Source organism: Bradyrhizobium sp. LB8.2 (assembly GCF_040548035.1).
GTDB lineage: Bacteria > Pseudomonadota > Alphaproteobacteria > Rhizobiales > Xanthobacteraceae > Bradyrhizobium.
In genome coordinates this window covers 203930-217742 of record NZ_JBEPQV010000007.1, presented here as the reverse complement: position 1 = coordinate 217742, position 13813 = coordinate 203930, and the positions used below count along the sequence as shown (strand labels likewise).

The following is a 13813-nucleotide window of genomic DNA, read 5'->3' as shown; positions in this document are numbered from 1 at the left end:
AGACGTGCACTGAGTGGGGCGTGTGCATGGTGGGGCGTGGCTACGCGATATTCGACACGACCATAGGGTGCTGCGCCATTATCTGGAGCAGCACTGGCGTGGTCGCTGTGCAATTGCCGGAGGCGCGGGAGATCGACACCCGCCGCCGGATTTTCCAGGTCCATCCCGAGGCGCGCGAACAGCGGCCGTCCGCGAACGCCGAGCTTGCGATCGAGGGCATCGTGGGCCTGCTGCAAGGCAACGATCCTGATTTTTCCGAGGTCAGCCTGGATGCGGGCGGCGTGCCCGACTTCAACCGGCGCGTCTACGAGTTCGCCTGCACGATTCCGCGCGGGGAGACGCGCACCTATCACGAGATCGCCAAGGCGCTGGGCGTCTCCGGCGCCGCGCATTCGGTGGCGCAGGCGATCGCGAAAAATCCCTACATGCTGATCGTGCCCTGCCACCGGGTGCTGGAGGCGGGCAATTACACCGACCGGCTCTCGCCCTATGGCGGGGTGATCTCCAAGCGGCGGCTGCTGTCGCTCGAGGGCGCTCATCCGGTCGCCAGCAAGACGCTTTTCGAGGTGCTGCTGCCCGTTGCCCTGCCGAGACCCTCCACCTAGATAGGCGGCATGGATGCGACCACGCTGCTGACGACGCCCGCGATGACGGTCTCCGAGTTTCGCTGCGATGCGGGACCGGACGACGCGTCGTTTGCGGAGTGCCGCACCGGCCATTCCATCGCCTATGTCCGCGCGGGCAGCTTCGGCTGCCACTGCCGCGCCGGCTTCTTCGAGCTGGTGGCGGGCTCGATGCTGGTCGGCGCACCGGGCGAGGAATACACCTGCACCCATGAGCATGTCTCCGGCGACGTCTGCCTGTCCTTTTTCCTGGGCGAGGATCTGGTTGACGCCCTCGGGGCACGTCGCGACATCTGGCAGATCGGCGCGACGCCGCCGCTGCCCGAGCTGATGGTGCTGGACGAGCTCGCCCAGACGGCGGCAGATGGCAACAGCGATCTCGGTCTCGACGAGGTCGGTCAAATCCTCGCCGGCCGCTTCATCGATGTCGTCTCGGGCAAGGCGCGCAAGCCGACAACGCCCACTGCGCGCGATCGCCGCCGCGCCGTGGAAGCCGCGCTGTGGATCGACGCCAATTCGCATGCCGGGGTCGACCTCGAACAGGCGGCGCGGCAGGCAGGCCTCAGCCCGTTCCATTTCCTGCGGGTGTTTTCGAGCGTGCTCGGCGTCACCCCCCATCAATATCTGGTGCGCTCACGGCTGCGGCATGCGGCGCGGCTGCTTACTGACGATGACATCGCGGTCACCGATATCGCCTATGACGTCGGCTTCGGCGACCTCTCCAACTTCGTCCGCACCTTCCACCGCGCCGCCGGCGTGTCGCCGACCAAATTCCGTCAGGCCTCGAAGGGGAAGCGCAAGATTCTCCAAGAGCAGCTTGCCCTCAACTGACTAGGTTCGTCTCCGGTGCGCGCCAGTTGCGGCGCGCGCTTTGGAAATGGAGACGATCATGTACGACCATATCGGGCTGCGCGTTGCCGACCTCGACGCCGCCACGCGCTTCTACACCGCGGTGCTGGCGCCGCTCGGCTACGTCCTGTGTTCGAGCGGCGACGGTTATGCCGGCTTCGGGCCAAAGGGCGCGCCGGCGCTGTGGCTGCACCTGAACAAGGGACGGAAGGCCGATGGCGCGCATATCGCGTTTCGCGCCGGGAATCATGACGCGGTCAAGGCGTTCCACAACGAAGGCCTGAAGAGCGGCGGCCGCGACAATGGCGGTGCCGGCCCGCGCAAGGATTACAGCCCGACTTACTACGCGGCATTTTTGATCGATCCCGATGGCAACAATGTCGAGGCGGTTTGTGTGTGAGTTCTCTCCGTCATTGCGAGGAGCTCTTGCGGCGAAGCAATCCAGACCGTAGCCGCGGAAGCATTTCTGGATTGCTTCGCTCCCGCCTTCGCTCTGCGAGCTTCGGCGGACAAGCCGCTCGCGATCACGGAGTCCACGGCCAACACCTAACATAATCAAGGACACTTTCATGGCCTCCATCCACAATGACATTCCCCTCCCCGCCTCGGCGCACGACGTCTGGGACGCGGTGCGCGATTTCGGCGCGCTGCATCGGCGGCTGGCGCCGGGCTTCGTCACCGCCTGCACGATCGACGGCGATGCGCGCGTCGTCACCTTTGCCAATGGCTCGGTAGCGCGCGAAGTGCTGGTCGATTGCGACGATGCGCGGCAGCGGCTGGTCTACGCGATCAACAGCGAGCGGCTGAAGCATTACAGCGCCTCGGTGCAAGTGATCGCCGAGGGCGATGCGAGATGCCGCCTGGTCTGGATCATCGACATGCTGCCGAACGAGCTTGCAGCTTACGTACAGGGCCAGACCGGGGATGCCGTGATCGCCATCCACAAAGCGTTTCCGGCTTAGTTTATTTATTTGAGCATGATCCTTTCGGAAAACCGCTGCACACTTTTCCGGATCATGCCCGCAGCTGCGTGATCTTTCTCACAGACCCAGCCCTCGTCCGCCGTAACCATGGCGACGTGCGTCCGGTTGGCTCCGCTCTCCCGGCGGCGCCACGCACGCGAGGAGCAGGCCATGAGAGGTGCGGACAAGGTGATCTGCCAGGCGGCCGCCGTGCTGCTGGTGTTGTCGATTTCGAGCGCCCCCGCGAAGGCGCAATTCCTCGGCGGCGGAGGTGCCGGCGGCGAGGACATGATGACCCAGATGGCGCCGATGCTGGAGATGATGAAGGCGAAGATGGGCAAGCGCCGCTTCGCCATGATGATGCAGACCATGGGCCCGATGATGAGCCGCATGATGGAGAATGGCGGCGGCGGATTTAGCGGCCTCAACGCCGGTAATCTCGGCGGCGGTTTCGGTGCGCCCAATTACGGCGGCACCATGCCAACCGGAATGGGCGGCGTTGGCGGCGGCGATATCATGGGCATGCTCGGCAGCGCCGGCGGCGGCGACATGATGGCGATGATCCCGCAACTGATGCGGCTCGCCAAGGTCGGCGGCGGTGGCGGCCATCGCCGCCACAGACATCGCTAGTCCGCCGCGGCCGAAAGAGCGCGCCTGATCGCGGCCTTGCTCTCGCGCGGTCCCCAGCGGGTCAGCACCACGCTGGAGCACGAGAGCAGGCCGAGCACGACCATCGAGCTGGCGGCCAGCCAGAAGAAGTTCTGCGCGGTGGCATCGTGCGTCGACAGCCACCAGCCGACCGCTGCGATGTAGATCAGCCGCGCGGTCTGCGCCAGCACCGGGCCGATCACTTTCGCAGCCCCCTGCGACGAGAAGTACATCGTCGAGGCGAGGCCAATGAACGCGTAGAACGGCGCCACCGTCGACAAGTATTGATGGCTGGTCGCGCGCACGATCTCGCTGTCCGTGAAAATATTGACCCAGAGATCGGGGAAGAGCGCGACCAGGCACGCAGGTGCGCCGACGGCGACGAAGGCGCTCGCGCCCGCGATCCAGGCGATGCGCCGGGCGCGGGCGATGCGGCCGGCGCCGACCGCCATGCCGATCATCGGCACCGAGGCGATGCCGAACGCGAACGCGATCGAGGTCAGCAAAAATTCCAGCCGCGCACCGATGCCGTAGCCGGCGAGGATCGCGGTGCCGAATTTCGCCAGCATGTGGGTGAAGATCGAGATCGTCAGCACCGATTGCAGCGGCGAGAGGCAGGCGATGGCGCCGACTTTGAGGATGTCGAAAAACATCGCCCACTGGATGCGCAGGCCGCGCAGCTTCGGCGTAACGCGGGCGCGGCCGGAAAACAGGTACCAGCCCATCACGCAGATGTTCATGGAATAGGCGATCAGCGCGCCGGCCGCGACGCCGCGCATGCCGAGCTGCGGCACGGGGCCGAGCCCAAGGCCGAGCGTGCCGCCGAGCAATATCTGCCAGACCGCGGAATTGAGGATCAACAGCGACGGCAGCTTCATGTTGCCGGTGCCGCGCAGGACGCCCGCCATGGTGTTGAGCAGCCAGGGCAGCACCGCGCCCCCGAAAAATACCTGGGTGTAGGCAATCGCATGTGTCAGCACATCGCCGCGGCCGCCGAGCATTTCCAGAACGCGCGGCCCGAAGACCAGCATACCCAGCATGAAGACGAGGCCGAAGCTGATGCCGATCAGCAGCGCATGCGCGGCGAGCGTGCCGGCGCGCTCGCGATCGCCGGCGCCGAGCGCACGCGCGATGGCGGAGGCCACCGCGCCGCCCATCGCGCCGCCCGACATCGTCATGGTCAGGATCACGGTCGGAAACACCAGCGCCATCGCGGCAAGCGCTTCCACACCAAGACGTCCGATATAGGAGGTCTCCGCAATCACGGTGCAGGTGCCGGCGGAGAGCGCAACCACGTTGGGCCAGGCCAGCCCGAGCAGCGTGCGCAGAATCGGGCCGTCCAACAGCGCGCTCTTCACGGGGCGTGGAGGCGGCGGCAGCGGACGCTCTTGTTCATCGACCGGGATTTCGGCGATGTCGGACATGTCCTCTCCGGGGCACGAGCGCCATTTGCGGCGCCGCAATGAGTAGGTGTGCCAATAAATTTATTCGCGCGCAGGGCGCAACGAGCGGCTTGTTAGCACACCACGCAGCGATTCCTCCTGCGCAGGATGCAGGCGTGCCCTGCGGCAGCGCATTTCATGGTGGAATTACCCGACGCGCCAGACCAGCGGCGGGCGGCCGCCTGCGGGCGGGCGCAGGTGAACGCCGATGTGCCGCCCGCATCCTGCAGCGAGGCCCTCGAACAATCCCTCCAGCACCTTGGCGCAGGCGGGGTGACAGTCGGCGACGTCGTCCATCAACTTCCAGCTCTGCTGACGGATTTCGAAGGTGCCTTCGGATGGCGTTACCTCGGCCGCATCGCCCTGCGCGGCAAACAGCGCGTTGAGGAACGTCGCGAATTCGCTCGCCCCGCCACGGCCCATCGACAGCGCCGCAGCGACCTCATCGAAATATTGCATCCCTATCAGCTTACCCGTGAGATGCAGGAGATAGCCGGCATCCTCCGGTCCGAACAACTGCACCATCACGGGCGCGGCGGTGCGCACATATTCCATCGCATAGTTGCGGTAGGCTTTTTCGAGCCGCGGCTTTGGCCAGCTCGCGACAGGAAGAGCCGGCGCGGACTTCGCATCGAACAATGGCGCTTCGAGATGCCGCGCGAACACGAGGCGCTGGTCGAGCTCGAGCGGTTGGTCGTATTGATGGTAATAGCCTTCGAGCCCATCCTGGCCATCGACGCTCTGCTTGGTGCAGACGAAGCCCAGGCGGAGATCACCGAGCGCGACACCGTTGTTGGCGTGCCAGCCGCGCAGCATCGCGCGCGAAACTTCGCCCGGCACGCCGCAGATCGCGGTGCCCTTCCAGATCCAGCGCGGCGGCGGATAGCGGATCCAGGCTTTGGTGTCGCTCTCATGCATGTATTCGACATGCACGCCGCCGATCCAGTTCGAGAGGTAGTGATATTGCGCAGCGGCGACGGCCGGCGGCAGAAGGCTCAGCCCGAGCTTTTCCAGCCCCGGCAGGAAGCGCTCCTGCTGCTGGCGGCGGAACACGCGGAAGACGAACTCCGCCGCATCCGCCGTGCCGCGCCGCGTGACGACGGTGAGGATCAGGCCGGTGAAGTAGGCGTGATAGAGATCGGCAACCGCGCGCCAGCGTTTCCATTGAGCTTCCTGCGCGGGGTCTGATGCGGCGGACATATTCGCTCCCGATCGTTATTTTGATCGAGTGTGTCACTGCATTGGGTGACGGACAACCTGAACCGCACGCAGGGCGCCCTGCGTGCCGGCCCGCCAATTCCGCATCACGAATTGTGCGTGGCTTTGGCGGCGCGCTCGCGCTCGACGCGCTCGGTCACGTCGCGCGCCATGGCGACCGATCCCTGCACCGCGCCGCCGGCGTCCCGCACCAGCGCGAAAGTCATCTCGATGTAGAGCTTGCGGCCGCTCTTGTGCAGCGCGCGGGTCAGTGTCGGCTTGCCCGCAAGCTTCATCGCGCCGCTGGCAAACGCAGCCTCGAAGCCCTTCCAGTGCGCGGCGCGCAGACGTTCGGGAATGATCAGGTCGAGATTCTGGCCCAGCGCTTCGTCGGCGGCGAAGCCGAACAGCGCGGTCGATGCACGATTCCAGCGCGTGATCGTGCCCGACGGATCGGAATAGATCAGCGCGTCGGCGACGTCGTTGACAATATGTGCGTCCAGTTGGGATGAATTGGTCATGTCAACACCTCGTGGCCCGGATGATCACTACACCCGAAAGTGCTTGCTCAGCTTCAGGCCCTGTGCCTGGTAGTTCGAGCCGATGCGCTGACCGTACATGGCGTCGGGGCGGGCCAGCATCTTCTCGTAGACGAGCCGGCCGACGATCTGGCCGTGCTCGAGGATGAAAGGCACTTCGCGCGAGCGGACCTCGAGCACGGCGCGCGATCCCAGCCCGCCCGCACCGGCATAGCCGAAGCCGGGATCGAAAAATCCGGCGTAATGCACGCGGAACTCGCCGACGAGCGGATCGAACGGCACCATCTCTGCGGCGTAATCGGGCGGCACCTGCACGGCCTCTTTCGACGCGAGGATGTAGAACTCGCCGGGATCGAGGATCAAATTGCCGTCGGGACGCGCCGCGATCGGCTCCCAGAAATCGTCAACCGCGTAGCCGGCGCGGCGATCGACGTCGATGACGCCGGTGTGGCGCTTGGCGCGGTAGCCGACAAAGCCGCCGCTCTTTTCGCCGGAGAGATCGACAGACACCGCGACGCCGCCGGTGAGATCGGCATCGTCGACGTCGACGAGACGCTCGGTCGCGTGCAGCGCCTCGAGCTCGTCGATGTTGAGGATGGCATCGCCGGTGCGGAAGCGTACTTGCGACAAGCGCGAGCCCTCGCTGACCAGCACCGGGAACGTCTTCGGGCTGATCTCGGCATAGAGCGGGCCGTGATAGCCGGCGCCGATCATGTCGAAGCGGCGGGTGCCGTCGGCGATCACGCGGGTGAAAACGTCGAGCCGGCCGGTCGAGCTCTTCGGGTTGGCGGCCGCGACGATTTCCGGCGGCAGCGCGAGGCTTTCGAGCAGCGGCACGATGTAGACGCAGTTTGTCTCCAGCACCGCGCCGTCGGCAAGGCTGAACTCGTGCAGCTTCAACTCGTCGATGCGCTCGGCGACGGTGGCGCCGGGACCGGGCAGGAAGCTGGCGCGAACGCGATAGGCGATGTCGCCGAGGCGAAGGTCGAGGCTTGCCGGCTGGATCTGGCTTTCGACGAAGTCGTATGCGGGCAGGATGAGACCGCCCTCCGCCATTGCCGCGATCATGCGGTCGGGCAGGATACCATTGGCGTCGGCGGCAACCGTGAAAGTCAACCGAGGGTCCTCATCAGGGGGGCAAATGCATCCCGACATGCGGGAAATACTAGCGTTTTACGGCTATCCGATGGACGTCTTGACGGAAAGGGCATTGCGGAATATGAGCATGACTTATCCCGTGGTGATTTGAGCCGGCCGGCTTGCAGCCACGTTAAATAAGTCGCTAAACAGGCCGGGGACCTCTGTGATCCCGGCCCGTGGAGATATTCCAGGCCGGTTTTTTTGTGACCATTTTCGATGGTCACGCAGAGGAGGTCCTATGTCGAAGTCCCCGGCGCCAACCGCACAATACCGTCCCGAAACCCGTCTGGTCCATTCCGGTACCCTGCGCTCGCAATATGGCGAGACGTCGGAGTCGCTGTTCCTGACCCAAGGCTACGTCTACAACAGCGCCGAGGAGTGCGAGGCGCGGTTCAAGGGCGAGGACCCCGGCTTCATCTATTCGCGCTACTCCAACCCGACCATCCAGATGTTCGAGCGCCGCATGATCGAGCTCGAAGGCGCCGAAGCGGCGCGCTCGGCCGCGACCGGCATGGCCGCGGTGACGACCGCGATCCTGGCGCCGCTCAAGGCCGGCGATCACGTCGTGGCCTCGCGCGCGCTGTTCGGCTCGTGTCTCTACGTCGTGCAGGATTTGCTGCCGCGCTATGGCATCGAGACGACGCTGGTCGACGGGCTCGATCTCGACCAGTGGCAGCGCGCGGTGAAGCCGAACACCAAGACGTTCTTCCTGGAGAGCCCGACCAATCCGACGCTCGACGTGCTCGACATTCCCGGGATTGCCGAGATCGCGCACAGCGGCGGCGCGCGGCTGATCGTCGACAACGTGTTCGCCACCCCGATCTGGCAGAGCCCGCTCGCGCTCGGCGCCGACGTCGTGGTCTATTCCGCGACCAAGCACATCGACGGCCAGGGCCGCTGCCTCGGCGGCATCATCCTGTCCTCGGAAGCGTTCATCGCCGAGCACATCCACAATTTCATGCGCCAGACCGGGCCGTCGATCTCGCCGTTCAACGCCTGGGTCCTGCTCAAGGGCCTGGAGACGCTGGGCGTGCGCGTGCGCGCGCAGACCGAGACGGCGGCGCGCATCGCGGACGTGCTGGCGAGCCATCCGAAGATTTCGCGGCTGGTGTTTCCCGGCCGCGCCGATCATCCGCAGGCTGCATTGGTGAAGAAGCAGATGCGCGGCGGCTCGACGCTGGTCGGCTTCGAGGTCAAGGGCGGCAAGCAGGGTGCGTTCCGCGCGCTCAACGAGCTCAAGCTGGCCAAGATCTCGAACAATCTCGGCGACGCCAAGAGCCTCGTCACGCATCCCGCCACGACGACGCATCAGCGCCTGAAGCCGGAGGATCGTGCCGCCCTCGGCATCAGCGAGGGTTTTATCCGCTTCTCGGCGGGGCTCGAGCATCCGGATGATCTGATCGAAGATCTGACCGCGGCGCTGGAGAAGGCGTGAGGTGCTGGTCGTCCCGGCCCCCGTGCGCAATTGCGCACTAGGCCGGGACGACCATTACATCGGTCGGTACGTCCGCACGTCCGCCGGCACGTTCACACCGAGCTTGATCTGGCCGACGGAACGGATGATGTCGTCGCCGAGGAGCTGGGCGAAGCAGGCGTAGCCCCAATCGTTCATGTGCAGGCCGTCGGCGATCACAAAACTCTCGACCGGAAGCGATTGCTTTTCGTGCCAGTCGCGCATCACCTCGAAGCGCGGGAAGATGCCGACGTGACGGAGCTCGGCGACCTTGCCGAGCAGCTTCACCATCTTGCCGGCGCTCTCCGCGCGCTGGTTGACGGCGGGCGAATATTGCGGATCGACCAGCACGACGTCGGCATCGCCGGCGGCCTGGATGCGGCCGATGCCGTCCTCGACCATCTTCGCGGTCTCGCCGGGATCGAGATTGCGCAGCACGGCATTGGTGCCGACCTGCCAGATCACGAGATCCGGATGCACGTCGATCACCGCCTTCTGGAGCCGCTTCATCATCTCGGGCGCGTCCTCGCCGCCGACGCCGGCATTGACGACCGTGATATCGGCGGTCGGATAATGCCGGTGCAGCTGCGCGGCAAGGCGATTGGGATAGTTGAACTCCGGCGAGCTCGCGCCGAATCCTGCGGTCGACGACGAGCCGAACGCGACGATGACGACGGGCTGGCCGGCGACGAGCTTGCCCGCGACATGCGGCAGCGTGCCCATCGCCTTCGCGCCGCCCTTCGGCGACAGGCAGGGGACGCGGCTGAAGATGTCGCCGGCGGATTTCGCGACCTGCTTCACCTTGTCGATGGCGCGCGCCGTGATGCCGCGCTGGTCGGGGGACGTCGCGGCGACGGTGGTCTGGGACGGTGAAGCGGAAGCGGGATTAGCCGATTGCTGTGGGGCCGGCGTTGCCTGCGCCTGCGCGCGCGACTGCGATACAGGCGTTAGCAACAGCAACGCCGCCGCAGCGGGCGCAGCCAGCCATGCCGTCAGGCAAAAAGGGCGGAGAGAACTCATTAACGCTAGACCTCAATTTTGCTGCTGGGCCGGCTCCAGATGGGCAGCGTCGATGACGAACTGTGCCAACGCCCGGCCAAGGCAATCATGGACCTGTTTCGCCAGCTCAAGCCCGCGCGACGGGCTGAACAGGTCGAACTGCCCCTGATCATTCCACTGCCGCATGATCGCGAAACGATCGAACAGCGGGATATCGTGCTCCTGCGCCACCACCCGCATATTGTCGAGGTATGGCGGCACCGAGATCATGGTTTCGGTGCGCGGGCTGTACTGCAAATTCATCAAGACGACGTCAGCCCCTGCCTTTTGCAGCGCAGCAACCCCTTCGGTTACCGCGCTACGAAAATCATCGGGATCGATGGCTCGGATAGCATCGACAGTCCCGGTCTGCCAGATGACCAAAGTAGGCGTCTTTGCTTCCATCAGCTTAACGAAGCTGGTGGCCGCTTCCTCTGCTGTCTTCTTGCTCTGTATTTCTACGGAGACGTGCACGGCCTCGGACGGCGGCAGCTTGTCCTTCAGGATGGCCTGCATCCGCGCCGGATAGGAGGCGTCCTCGGAGGCTGGAATCGTGGTCGAGCGGCTGCCGATCACCAGGATTTCGAGCGGCTTGCCGGCCTTGACGGCATCGGCGACCTTGGGAAGCTGGCTTTCGCTGGTGAGCAGATAGGACGGCAATTCGCAGGCTGGAGGCGCGGCCGAAGCAGCAGGCGCAGCATCGCCCGCGCGCGCCGAAGGCGCGGCGAGACCACCGCACAGCAGGATCAGGCTCAGGAAAACCTTCGCCTTCATCAGCCCCCTCCCGCCATATCGGCGCTGCCGACGGCGCTTTTGGTTTTCGAACCGCTTTTGTCAGCCACGCGCTTGTACCACGAAATCACCCAGGCCATGGCCCACATGATCAGGATTCCCGAGAGGCTAATCAGCGCATGCAGGGCCGGGCCCCCCGCGACCTCGGCCAGGATGAAATGGCCGGCAAAGGCAAGGAAGACGCCGAGACAGAATATCTCCAGGGAATGCGAGCCGCACAGGATCAGAGGCCGCAGCCAGGGCGATTTCAGGCCCGGCCAGTCCCGCGGCAGGACGCGCACGGTGATCGCGGCCAGCGCCAGGAAATGCGTGAAGCGCAGCACGTCGAGATCGGCCTTGTCGATCGGATACATCCACTGCTCGAGCAGCTTCGGCATGAATTGGGACAGCTGCGGCACATACCAGGTCAGCGTCACGTAGAATGCCGCGACCAGATAGGCGATCGAGATCCACATCGTCACCCGCGAAGCCAGAATGCGCGACATGCGTCGCGCTCCCCCGAGCGCACACCAGGCACCGAACACGAACAGCAATTGCCAGGCGAAGGGATTGAACGCCCAGAAGCCGTTCGGATAGGCCGACAGATAGAGGTCGTATTCCCAGGTCACCGCGTAGAGCAGGACCGAGAGGCCGAGCGTCACGTCGGGGCGCCATTTCATCAGCCACAGGATCAACGGCAGCGCCAGCATCAGCACGATGTAGAGCGGCAGCACGTCCATGTTGACGGGACGAAAGCGCAGCAGCAGCGCCTGCACGATCGTGACGTCGGGCTGCTTGAGGAAGTCCATGATGCCCATCTCTTCGGTGTAGAGCGGGTTCTCGAACCTGGTCGCGACGTAGGAGATTTCGGCAAGGAAGATCGTGAACAGGAAGACGTGGGCGACATAGATCTGCCAGACGCGCCGCAGGATGCGCGCGGTGGCGACGACGACGCCGGACTCCAGCATCGCCCGACCGTAGACGAAGGCGGCGGTATAGCCTGAGATGAAGATGAAGATCTCGGTGGCGTCGCTGAAGCCGTAATTGCGGATCGTGAACCAGGTCAGAAGACTCGGCGGCAAATGGTCGATGAAGATCAGCCACAGCGCGAGGCCGCGGAACAGATCGAGCCGGAGCTCGCGCTCGCCGATGGCCGGCAGCGAAATAGCCGGCGAGGCCGTGCGCGGCCTGGCACCTGCAGGCTTGGCCTGCACAGGCTTGGCGGTTCCCGCGATCATCGATCCCGTCACTTGGTCGGCAATGGTCATCGGGGCCTAAAAACCCTTCCGCAAAATCGCGACTTGGTAAGACGTGGCAAGGAGTGTACCGGTCCGGCCGTCATCTCGCAAAGCGACCGCATCACATGCAAGTACACTTGCAAATACACCTGAAAATACACCTGGATGTGTACTTCCTTTCGAATTCTGGCGGGACGATGTCACAAGGCCGCCTCCGGCGTTTGGTTCCCCGGCGGATTTCGGTATGATGGCAATCATGTACCGCGCCGTGACCCGCCAGATCGAAGTGACCGTCGAGCCGAACTTTGTTCCGGAGCAGTCGTCGGCCGACCGCTCCCGCTATTTCTGGTCCTACACCATTGTCATCATCAATTCCGGCGACGAGACCGTGCAGCTCAAGACGCGACACTGGATCATCACCGACGCCACCGGCCGGCAGCAGGAAGTGAAGGGCGAGGGCGTCGTCGGCGAGCAGCCGACGCTCGCCCCCGGCGAACGCTTCGAATACACCTCCGGCGTGCCACTCACGACCGCCTCGGGGTTCATGACCGGCCGCTACCAGATGGTCAGCGCCAGCGGCGAACGCTTCGAGGTCGAGGTGCCGACATTCTCGCTGGACAGCCCGGACAACAAGCGGGTGTTGAACTGAGGTAGGCGGCGGCGCGGCCTTTTGGGGCGCGGCTTCCCCGACGGCGTCATTACTCTCGTGTCCCGGACGCGCTGCAACGCGCGAGCGTTGCTGCGCGGAGCCGGGACCCGGATGGCGACACGGTCCAATGCCTCAAGCGTCTTCCACGCCGGCCTCGTGCGGCGTGAAATCGTACACCGACGAGCAGAACTCGCAGGTCACGACGACCTTGTCGTCCTTGACCATGGCGGCGCGATCGTCGGACGAAAAGCTCTTCAGCATCGATGCGACTGCATCGCGCGAGCAGGAGCATTGCGCCTTCAAGGACAGTGGATTGAACACGCGCACGCCGCGCTCGTGGAAGAGACGGTAGAGCAGCCGCTCGCCGGAGAGCTCGGGATCGATCAACTCGACGTCTTCGACGGTTTCGATCAGCGAGCGCGCCTCGACCCAGGCATCGTCTTCAGCGACGCTATGCACCTCGACGCCTTCGGGCGCATCGCCGGGATGCAGATCGGCCTGCCGCGCGCGCTCAGGCGCCTTCGGCAGGAACTGCATCAGCATGCCGCCGGCGCGCCAGCGATGCTTGCCGCCATCGTTCGAACGCCACTCTTCGCCGACGGCGAGACGCACGCGCGTCGGGATCTGCTCGGAGCGCAGGAAATATTCGTGAGCGGCGTCTTCCAGGCTGCCGCCGTCGAGCGCGACCAGGCCCTGGTAGCGGCTCATCTCGGGCCCCTGGTCGACGGTCATGGCGAGATGACCGTGGCCCAGCAGCGCCCCGGAATCTTTGGCATCGCCGAGGCGCGCGGCGTCGAAACGTGCGTAGGCTCGCAGGCGATCCGGCGCCATGTAATCGACGACCAGGAACGACACCGGACCGTCGGTCTGGGCCTGGAGGATGAAGCGGCCTTCAAACTTCAGCGCCGAGCCGAGTAGCGTGGTCAGCACGATGGCCTCGCCGAGCAGCTTGCCGACAGGCGCCGGATAATCGTGCCTGGTCAGGATATCGTCAAGCGCCGGACCAAGCCGCACCAGGCGACCGCGCACGTCGAGCGCGTCGACCTCGTAGGGCAGCACGGCGTCGTCGACCGGAACCGCGGATGGTGCGCGAACCGGGCCTTCGGGCCCGGTTTTCATGTCAGGGGATTGGGAAATCATGGCGCTTTATCTGGGGTCGGAGGGCGGAAATGGAAGGGGGCGCGGGCCGCGTGTTCCGGGCGCAGTTATAGTTACACACGATACTGCAAGTTCGGTGCCGTCCCGGCGAAATCCAGGACGGCGA

Annotated in this window: 15 protein-coding genes and 1 riboswitch; of the genes, 7 read left to right on the top strand and 8 right to left on the bottom strand. The window is 65.0% G+C overall.

Going from position 1 to position 13813, the window contains the following annotated elements:
- Positions 1 to 26 precede the first annotated feature (26 nt).
- The 5 genes from ABIB06_RS11880 (at position 27) to ABIB06_RS11860 (ending at position 3064) form a co-directional block, all read left to right on the top strand.
- Positions 27 to 605: a methylated-DNA--[protein]-cysteine S-methyltransferase gene (locus ABIB06_RS11880; protein ID WP_354048353.1), complete on the top strand. Its 579-nt coding sequence runs from the start codon at positions 27 to 29 to the stop codon at positions 603 to 605.
- Positions 606 to 614: 9 nt separating this feature from the next.
- On the top strand, positions 615 to 1454 hold the full coding sequence (locus ABIB06_RS11875) for a helix-turn-helix transcriptional regulator (RefSeq protein ID WP_354048352.1): 840 nt from the start codon (positions 615 to 617) through the stop codon (positions 1452 to 1454).
- A gap of 58 nt (positions 1455 to 1512) precedes the next feature.
- Positions 1513 to 1872: a VOC family protein gene (locus ABIB06_RS11870; protein ID WP_354048351.1), complete on the top strand. Its 360-nt coding sequence runs from the start codon at positions 1513 to 1515 to the stop codon at positions 1870 to 1872.
- A 169-nt stretch (positions 1873 to 2041) separates the two neighbouring features.
- Entirely contained in the window at positions 2042 to 2434 is a 393-nt protein-coding gene (locus ABIB06_RS11865; protein WP_247443534.1) for an SRPBCC family protein, read from the top strand.
- Positions 2435 to 2605: 171 nt separating this feature from the next.
- A complete protein-coding gene (locus ABIB06_RS11860) occupies positions 2606 to 3064 on the top strand; it encodes a hypothetical protein (protein ID WP_354048349.1) in 459 nt (152 codons plus the stop codon).
- On the opposite strand, the gene ABIB06_RS11855 is transcribed toward ABIB06_RS11860, so the two are convergent.
- The 4 genes from ABIB06_RS11855 to ABIB06_RS11840 form a co-directional block, all read right to left on the bottom strand.
- Positions 3061 to 4506, bottom strand: a complete 1446-nt coding sequence (locus tag ABIB06_RS11855; protein ID WP_354068715.1) for an MATE family efflux transporter — start codon at positions 4504 to 4506, stop codon at positions 3061 to 3063. The genes ABIB06_RS11860 and ABIB06_RS11855 overlap by 4 nt on opposite strands.
- Before the next feature lie 165 nt (positions 4507 to 4671).
- Complete coding sequence (locus tag ABIB06_RS11850) at positions 4672 to 5724, bottom strand: hypothetical protein (protein WP_354048345.1); 1053 nt, start codon at positions 5722 to 5724, stop codon at positions 4672 to 4674.
- A gap of 104 nt (positions 5725 to 5828) precedes the next feature.
- Complete coding sequence (locus tag ABIB06_RS11845; protein WP_354048343.1) at positions 5829 to 6242, bottom strand: PAS domain-containing protein; 414 nt, start codon at positions 6240 to 6242, stop codon at positions 5829 to 5831.
- Between the two features lie 27 nt (positions 6243 to 6269).
- Complete coding sequence (locus tag ABIB06_RS11840) at positions 6270 to 7415, bottom strand: 2'-deoxycytidine 5'-triphosphate deaminase (RefSeq protein WP_456651781.1); 1146 nt, start codon at positions 7413 to 7415, stop codon at positions 6270 to 6272.
- Positions 7416 to 7487: 72 nt separating this feature from the next.
- Positions 7488 to 7567, top strand: a riboswitch (SAM riboswitch).
- A 71-nt stretch (positions 7568 to 7638) separates the two neighbouring features.
- On the opposite strand from ABIB06_RS11840, the gene ABIB06_RS11835 reads away from it, so the two are divergent.
- On the top strand, positions 7639 to 8835 hold the full coding sequence (locus tag ABIB06_RS11835) for an O-succinylhomoserine sulfhydrylase (RefSeq protein ID WP_354048341.1): 1197 nt from the start codon (positions 7639 to 7641) through the stop codon (positions 8833 to 8835).
- Positions 8836 to 8889: 54 nt separating this feature from the next.
- On the opposite strand, the gene ABIB06_RS11830 is transcribed toward ABIB06_RS11835, so the two are convergent.
- From ABIB06_RS11830 to ABIB06_RS11820, 3 genes are read right to left on the bottom strand one after another with little or no spacing between them, the layout of a single operon-like run.
- Positions 8890 to 9873: an SGNH/GDSL hydrolase family protein gene (locus ABIB06_RS11830; protein WP_354048339.1), complete on the bottom strand. Its 984-nt coding sequence runs from the start codon at positions 9871 to 9873 to the stop codon at positions 8890 to 8892.
- Between the two features lie 12 nt (positions 9874 to 9885).
- Entirely contained in the window at positions 9886 to 10665 is a 780-nt protein-coding gene (locus tag ABIB06_RS11825) for an SGNH/GDSL hydrolase family protein (protein WP_354048338.1), read from the bottom strand.
- On the bottom strand, positions 10665 to 11930 hold the full coding sequence (locus ABIB06_RS11820) for an OpgC domain-containing protein (RefSeq protein ID WP_354048336.1): 1266 nt from the start codon (positions 11928 to 11930) through the stop codon (positions 10665 to 10667). The genes ABIB06_RS11825 and ABIB06_RS11820 overlap by 1 nt, the downstream gene beginning before the upstream one ends.
- A 214-nt stretch (positions 11931 to 12144) precedes the next feature.
- Between ABIB06_RS11820 and apaG the strand changes: the two genes are divergently transcribed.
- Positions 12145 to 12549 carry a Co2+/Mg2+ efflux facilitator ApaG/CorD gene (gene apaG, locus ABIB06_RS11815; protein ID WP_354048334.1) on the top strand — a complete coding sequence of 135 codons (405 nt, stop codon included), beginning with the start codon at positions 12145 to 12147 and terminating at the stop codon, positions 12547 to 12549.
- Between the two features lie 132 nt (positions 12550 to 12681).
- Here the strand turns inward: apaG and ABIB06_RS11810 are convergent, their stop codons facing one another.
- Positions 12682 to 13689 carry an Hsp33 family molecular chaperone gene (locus ABIB06_RS11810; protein ID WP_354048332.1) on the bottom strand — a complete coding sequence of 336 codons (1008 nt, stop codon included), beginning with the start codon at positions 13687 to 13689 and terminating at the stop codon, positions 12682 to 12684.
- Positions 13690 to 13813 lie beyond the last annotated feature (124 nt).

Excerpts from the sequence above, each read along its gene's own strand:
- ABIB06_RS11835 (WP_354048341.1), top strand. The coding sequence starts at position 7,639 with ATGTCGAAGTCCCCGGCGCCAACCGCACAATACCGTCCCGAAACCCGT.
- ABIB06_RS11840 (WP_456651781.1), bottom strand. The coding sequence starts at position 7,415 with ATGTCGGGATGCATTTGCCCCCCTGATGAGGACCCTCGGTTGACTTTC.
- ABIB06_RS11870 (WP_354048351.1), top strand. The coding sequence starts at position 1,513 with ATGTACGACCATATCGGGCTGCGCGTTGCCGACCTCGACGCCGCCACG.
- ABIB06_RS11830 (WP_354048339.1), bottom strand. The coding sequence starts at position 9,873 with ATGAGTTCTCTCCGCCCTTTTTGCCTGACGGCATGGCTGGCTGCGCCC.
- ABIB06_RS11810 (WP_354048332.1), bottom strand. The coding sequence starts at position 13,689 with ATGATTTCCCAATCCCCTGACATGAAAACCGGGCCCGAAGGCCCGGTT.
- ABIB06_RS11865 (WP_247443534.1), top strand. The coding sequence starts at position 2,042 with ATGGCCTCCATCCACAATGACATTCCCCTCCCCGCCTCGGCGCACGAC.
- ABIB06_RS11825 (WP_354048338.1), bottom strand. The coding sequence starts at position 10,665 with ATGAAGGCGAAGGTTTTCCTGAGCCTGATCCTGCTGTGCGGTGGTCTC.
- ABIB06_RS11850 (WP_354048345.1), bottom strand. The coding sequence starts at position 5,724 with ATGTCCGCCGCATCAGACCCCGCGCAGGAAGCTCAATGGAAACGCTGG.
- ABIB06_RS11820 (WP_354048336.1), bottom strand. The coding sequence starts at position 11,930 with ATGACCATTGCCGACCAAGTGACGGGATCGATGATCGCGGGAACCGCC.
- ABIB06_RS11845 (WP_354048343.1), bottom strand. The coding sequence starts at position 6,242 with ATGACCAATTCATCCCAACTGGACGCACATATTGTCAACGACGTCGCC.
- ABIB06_RS11880 (WP_354048353.1), top strand. The coding sequence starts at position 27 with ATGGTGGGGCGTGGCTACGCGATATTCGACACGACCATAGGGTGCTGC.
- ABIB06_RS11860 (WP_354048349.1), top strand. The coding sequence starts at position 2,606 with ATGAGAGGTGCGGACAAGGTGATCTGCCAGGCGGCCGCCGTGCTGCTG.
- apaG (WP_354048334.1), top strand. The coding sequence starts at position 12,145 with ATGATGGCAATCATGTACCGCGCCGTGACCCGCCAGATCGAAGTGACC.
- ABIB06_RS11875 (WP_354048352.1), top strand. The coding sequence starts at position 615 with ATGGATGCGACCACGCTGCTGACGACGCCCGCGATGACGGTCTCCGAG.
- ABIB06_RS11855 (WP_354068715.1), bottom strand. The coding sequence starts at position 4,506 with ATGTCCGACATCGCCGAAATCCCGGTCGATGAACAAGAGCGTCCGCTG.